General features: G+C 75.0%; 5 protein-coding genes and 1 pseudogene. 3 read left to right on the top strand and 3 right to left on the bottom strand.

Annotated elements, in window-relative coordinates; all coding sequences use genetic code 11:
* From GUY61_RS39395 to GUY61_RS34310, 3 genes and pseudogenes are all read right to left on the bottom strand, one after another.
* Positions 1 to 199 (bottom strand): annotated as a pseudogene (locus tag GUY61_RS39395) (hypothetical protein); the annotation flags it as partial.
* The gene (locus GUY61_RS39390; protein ID WP_208106816.1) at positions 178 to 426 is read right to left on the bottom strand and encodes a hypothetical protein; all 249 of its coding nucleotides are present in this window, start codon (positions 424 to 426) and stop codon (positions 178 to 180) included. The pseudogene GUY61_RS39395 and the gene GUY61_RS39390, both read right to left, overlap by 22 nt.
* A 306-nt stretch (positions 427 to 732) precedes the next feature.
* The gene (locus GUY61_RS34310; protein WP_166634231.1) at positions 733 to 1,530 is read right to left on the bottom strand and encodes a DUF2249 domain-containing protein; all 798 of its coding nucleotides are present in this window, start codon (positions 1,528 to 1,530) and stop codon (positions 733 to 735) included.
* A gap of 565 nt (positions 1,531 to 2,095) precedes the next feature.
* Here GUY61_RS34310 and GUY61_RS34305 point away from each other — a divergent pair.
* From GUY61_RS34305 to GUY61_RS34295, 3 genes are all read left to right on the top strand, one after another.
* On the top strand, positions 2,096 to 2,317 hold the full coding sequence (locus GUY61_RS34305) for a FeoA family protein (protein WP_166634230.1): 222 nt from the start codon (positions 2,096 to 2,098) through the stop codon (positions 2,315 to 2,317).
* An 89-nt stretch (positions 2,318 to 2,406) separates the two neighbouring features.
* Positions 2,407 to 4,590, top strand: a complete 2,184-nt coding sequence (feoB, locus tag GUY61_RS34300; RefSeq protein ID WP_208106815.1) for a ferrous iron transport protein B — start codon at positions 2,407 to 2,409, stop codon at positions 4,588 to 4,590.
* On the top strand, positions 4,587 to 4,892 hold the full coding sequence (locus GUY61_RS34295) for a FeoC-like transcriptional regulator (protein WP_166634228.1): 306 nt from the start codon (positions 4,587 to 4,589) through the stop codon (positions 4,890 to 4,892). The genes feoB and GUY61_RS34295 overlap by 4 nt, the downstream gene beginning before the upstream one ends.
* Positions 4,893 to 5,211: the final 319 nt, after the last annotated feature.

Genomic DNA, 5,211 nt, shown 5'->3' with positions numbered 1-5,211 from the left:
GCAGCACGACGCCCGGCGTTCCGGCCGGCGAGGCGACGGCGAGAGCCCTGGCCGGTCCGGGACGGCCACGGGCGTGCGCCCAGCCGTGCAGGGCCGCGGCGGCCATGACGGCGGTGAACAGGGCGAGTTTGGCGGCGAGTATGCGGCCGTGGCCGGGTTCCGCGAGCGACGCCCACGTCACTCCCTTGTGCCAGGCCATTGCCGCCAGGCCATCGCCACGCCGTTGGTCAGCTGGACGGGAAGGAAGAGCGCGGCGGTGATCAGGCCGAACCTGCGCCCTGCCGCCTGGACGAACATCCCTCGCGCCCCGGCGTCCAGCATCCGGCGGGCCAGTGGCAGGACGTCCAGGGAGAGGGCGAGCCGGACGCCGACCCACAGGGCGGCGCCCGTCACGTGGGTGAACCGCACTTGGGCCCAGCCGTCCAACGCTTTCCCCTCCGCTCGTGTCGTCCGCGCTCTCCCGCGCGGATACGGTGGGCCCGGCCGCGCCGCGGCCCGCGCGGCCCCGCCCGGTGTTCTTCCCGCCGCGCAGTGGTGCGCGAGGTCGTGCCCGACGGCCCCTGGCCCGGTCCGGGCTCGTACGTCGTGACCGGTCACCGCCCCCTGTCCGGCCGGGACCGGCGCCCGGACGAGCAAGGCCGTGCCCGGTGCCGCGTCCGATGCCCGGCCGGGGGCCGCGCTTCGTGCCGGGAGCCGGCCGGTCCTCGCCGTACGGTCCCCGGACCGGCGCTGTCAGCCGTGGGTGAGCTGGAGCCGCCAGGCCTCGGGGCCGCGCTCCAGGTACTCCACCGAGAAGGCGCCCGGGGCGCGCTGCTCGATCTGCGCGAGCAGGGGGAGCGGGTCGTGCGGCGCGACGAGCACCATGGCCCGGCCCTGCGGTACGGCGTCGAGGGCGCCGAACACCGTGGCGTGCCGCAGGGCGTGCGGGACCTCTCGCACGTCGAGCACGGGTACGTCGGCATCGTCGGAGCCGCCGCAGCCGCATGCTCCGCCGCAGCCGCCCTCCTTCCGGCCCTCCTCGCCGGCCGCGGCGTGCGAGTGCTCGCCGCCGCCGAGCAGATCGTGCATACCGGCGAGCAGCCCTGCCACGGAGACCTCGGGAAGCGCGGCGAGCAGCGGCAGGACGAGGGTGTTCTCCTTCAACAGGTGCTCCTCGAACAGCACCTGGAGAGCCCGCGCGTCGGCCGCCGCCCGCACGGGCCGCTCCGCCGTGCGCAGGGAGCCGACGAGACCGGTGAGGGTGCGGTGCTCGGCGAGCATGGCCTCGACGAGGAGGCGGCCCTCGGTGGTGGCCTGCGCGGCCGGGTACAGCGTCGACTCCTCGGCCGCGGCGTGCGGGAGCAGTTCGCGCTCGCAGAACCCGACCAGGTCGGCACGGATCCTCTCGGCCGTGCCGGAAGCGCCCTCCGTCGCGTTCACCAGCATCGTGACGCGGCCGGCCAACTCGCCGGCCAGATGGGTGTGGTGCGCTTCGACGGCTTCGACGGCCGCGGCGTCCTCGGGGTCGGAGGCGATGGTCAGACGGGTCATGACGGGCTCCAGCGGTTCGTGGCCGGACGTGGCCGGCGAGGCTGACGCCAATATACTACGGACATCTCCGTGGAAAATAAGAGCCGGCCGGCCGGTCCGGTCGGCTCCCGGGGCGGGGCACCGCCTGACCGGCGTTGCGTCCCCCGGCCCGCGGCGGCCGGGGACGCCCGTCACCGCCGCGATCCCGGCCGCCCTGCCGCCTGGTTGCCTGCGTCCGGTCGCTCCGTGCCTCCTGCGCCCGGTCGCTCCATGCCGACTGCCCGGTCGGCCGGCCGGCCGGTCCGTCCGCACGCGGTCGCTCTCTGCCGGCTGTCCGGGCCGTGTGCATGCGCGGGGCCGGACCGCACGTGGTTGCCCTGTCCGGCAGCCCGCGCCCGGACGCGCGCCGTCGCCCCCGCGCACGACGCGGCCCGTCGCGCAAGTACCCGATGCTCCCGGCCGCCGCCGGCAGCCGGGGCCGGACGGCCCCTCCCGCCGGGCCCGGACGGCACTGCCGCCCGGCCACTGCGGCGCTTACCGTCCAGGTCAGTAAGGCATGCCTAACCAACAATTGAGGAGTGGCGCGATGGTGCTCGGCGACTGCCCGGTCGGCACGCATGTGACGCTGCGGTCCGTCACGGCACACCGGGAACGCCTGCGGATGGCGGAGCTGGGGTTCGTCCCCGGCGCGTCCATCCGGGTGGTCAGCCGCAGTCTCGGCGGCCGGATGGTGGTCGCCGTGGGTGCGGCGCGCCTCGCACTCGACGGCCCTACCGCGACCGCCGTGTCCGTGGAAGCCGCGCGATGAGCCCTCGGAGCGATGACCTCGCCGGCACCGTGAGCTCTCCCGCACCCACCGCGTCGTGCTGTTCCCCCGCACCCGCGCGCCCTCCGTCGGTGACCGGCCGGGCCCTCGCCCGGGTCGCCCTGGTGGGCAACCCCAACGTGGGCAAGTCGACCCTGTTCAACGCCCTGACCGGCGTACGCCGTCGTACCGGCAACTGGCCCGGTACCACCGTGGAGGTGGCGAGCGGTACCTGGCCGGTCGCGGGGGGCGCGCTGGAAGTCCTCGACCTGCCGGGCACCTACAGCCTGACCGCGCGCTCGCCCGACGAGGCCCTGGTCCGCGACCTGCTGGCGCGGAGCGGGGACCGGCAGGGCCCCGATCTCGTAGTCGCGGTCCTGGACGCCGCCAACCTCGCCCGCAACCTCTACCTGCTGGCGCAGGTGCTCGACGTCGGAGTTCCGGTCGTCGTCGCCCTCACCATGCTCGACGTGGCGAAGGCCCGCGGACGGCGCGTCGACGCGGACCGGCTCTCCAGGGAACTGGGGGTGCCGGTGGTCCCGCTCCGCCCCCGCTCCGGGGACGGTCTCGACCGGCTCGCCGCGGAGGTCGCGGCCACCCTGCACACCCCTCCTCCCGCACCGCCCGCACTGGGGAAGGGAGTCGAGACCGCCGTACGGGAACTGGCCGCGCTGCTGCCCGCCGCCAAGGCCGGGCCGGGGGAGACAGCGGAGACGGGAGAGCCGGGCCGGGGCGGTCCCGCACGCCACCTGGCCCTGCGTCTTCTCACCGAGGAGGAACCGGCACCGGGCCCGGGACCGGTGCCGGCACGTGCCGCCGTCCTGTCTGCGGCGGCCGCCGCGCTCCGCCCGCGGATCGAACGACTGCGTGCCGGGATCACCGCGGCACACCCCGACAGCCCCGACAGCCCCGACGGGGCCGCCGCCACCGACGGCACCGACGTCGACATGATCGTCGCCGAGCGCCGGTACGACTGGGTCCGGCGCGTCATGGCCGCCTGCGTGCACGACTCCGCCCCGCACACCTGGACGCTCTCCGACCGGCTGGACCGGCTCGTCACCTCCTCCTGGCTCGGGATGCCGCTGTTCCTGGCCGTCATGTGGGGCGTCTTCGTGGCCACGACCGAACTGTCGGCCCCCTTGCAGGACGCGCTCGGCCGCGTGGCCGACGGACCGGTCCTCGACACGGCGCGGCAACTCCTGGGAGCGGCCGGCCTGGAAGGCACGTGGTTCGCGACGTTCGTACTCGGCGGACTGATCCCGGGAGTCGGGGCCGTCCTGACCTTCGTGCCTCTCATGGCCATCATGTTCGTCCTGCTGTCGGTCCTCGAGGGCTCGGGCTACCTGGCACGGGCGGCGTTCGTCGCCGACCGGCTGCTGCGGCTGATCGGACTGCCCGGCAGGGCGTTCCTGCCGCTCATCGTCGGCTTCGGATGCAACGTGCCCGCCATCGCCGCCACCCGCGTGCTGCCCGACGCCCGGCACCGGCTGCTGACCGGCATACTCGTGCCCTTCGTCACCTGCAGTGCCCGGCTGACCGTCTATCTGCTGCTGGCCAACGTGTTCTTCGAACGCCACGCGGGCACCGTGGTGTTCGCGATGTACGTCCTGTCCATCGCGCTGGTGCTCCTCGTCGGCGTGGTGCTGCGCCGCACGCTCTTCCGCGACCAGCCGCGCGAAGCCCTGATCCTCGAACTCCCGCCCTACCGGCTGCCGGCCGTACGGACCGTCGCGGGGGAGTCCTGGCAGCGGCTCGCCGGGTTCCTGCGGACCGCCGGCGGGATCATCGTCGCCACCACCGCCGCGGTCTGGCTCCTCACCGCGATCCCCGCGGGGAAGGGCTCCTTCGCCCAGGTGCCGGTCGCCGACAGCCTGTACGGGCGGAGCAGCCAGGCGGTCTCGGTCGTGTTCGAGCCGGCCGGGTTCGGGGACTGGCACACCACGGGTGCGCTGATCTCCGGCTTCGTCGCCAAGGAGGCCGTGGTCTCGACCTTCGCCCAGACCTACGGCACTCAGGAGCCGGCCGACGCCGAGCGGGCCGGCGACCTCGGCACCCGGCTCACCGCCACCTTCGACGAGGCATCGGGCGGCCACGCGGTACCGGCCGTGCTCGCGTTCATGGTCTTCCTGCTGGCCTACACACCCTGTGCCGCGACCGTGGCCGCCCAACGGGCCGAGTTCGGAGGCCGCTGGGCGCTGGCGGGGACGGGAATCCAGATGGCCGTCGCCTACGCGCTGGCCGTCGCCGTGTTCCAGATCGGAAGGCTGATGCTTTGAACAACCTCCGTGCAGTCCTCGCCAGGGTCGAGGCGGGCCGCCCCGGCACCACCCTCGCGGGCATCGCCCGCGAACTCGGCATCGGCCGCGACGAGGTCGAGGCCATCGTGGACTACTGGGTCGGCAGGGGCAGGCTGGAGGTGAACACCATGGCCTCCTGCCCCGCTTCGGGCTGCGCCGGCTGCCGCCTGCGGTCCACGGGCTGCGGAGCCGGCGCCACCGCCGCACCGCCGGGCCACCTGCCGCCCGGCACGGGCACCCGTCCCGGCACGCTCATCACGGTCACGCCCCGCCGCACCTGACGCCCTCGCCGCGCTGCGGGGGCGGTGGCCCCCGCCCTCCGATACGCCGGACGCCCGGCGTGGACCGACACCACCCAACCGTGGCGGACGGAGGGGCCGAACCGGATGCGGCGACCGAGATCCCGTCCGAGGTGTTTCCGGGCGGACGGGTCCTCTCCCGGTCCCGCGACGACGGCGGCCCTCACGGACTGCATCACGCGCCGGCACGCGAACAACTCGGACCTGGGGACCTTTCCCGGAGTGAGGGGCGGCCCCGCCGGGTGCGGCGGGCGGGACGGCTGCGGGCCGCGCCGCGAAGCGCCGGTGCCGGTGCCGGTGC

The sequence above is a fragment of the Streptomyces sp. GC420 genome, assembly GCF_009916105.1.
GTDB lineage: Bacteria > Actinomycetota > Actinomycetes > Streptomycetales > Streptomycetaceae > Streptomyces.
The sequence above is the reverse complement of the archived record's forward strand: the minus strand, read 5'-3'. Positions and strand labels throughout refer to the sequence as shown.